At 45.0% G+C, this 400-nt stretch carries 1 pseudogene; it reads left to right on the top strand.

Going from position 1 to position 400, the window contains the following annotated elements:
* Window positions 1-123: 123 nt before the first annotated feature.
* Window positions 124-400, top strand: a pseudogene (locus HMPREF2804_RS02505) (hypothetical protein); the annotation flags it as partial.

Below are 400 nucleotides of genomic sequence, written 5' to 3' on the forward strand. Positions count from 1 at the left end.
GGCCACAGGAAACATAGAACCAAAACTCAACTAGACCAAGTTGATAATATTAGAAATAGTTTTATTGATATTAGCGCTACAAAATTCTACCGATAAAAAGAAAAGACTACAGAAAGAAGGAACATGTCTGCATTCCTGATATATTTCATCTGCTCCTTCCTCTTTATCATCTTCTACATCACCCGGGACGAGATACGTCGCGCCCGGGACAAACGCAGCGGGGCCCTCGTCAAAAGGCTCCCCCGCTCCGAGCCCTGGGTCTGGAGCATCTACATCCCAGTGTTCACCGGAATGAGTATATACATGCTCACCCATCTTGCAGAATTCCAAACAATCCTTGTGGTTTTTTCTGTTGGGGCCGTCCTTTTCGGTTTGATTGGTATGTACTACTACGAAACCA

It is taken from the genome of Rothia sp. HMSC065G12, from assembly GCF_001811455.1.
Lineage (GTDB): Bacteria > Actinomycetota > Actinomycetes > Actinomycetales > Micrococcaceae > Rothia > Rothia dentocariosa.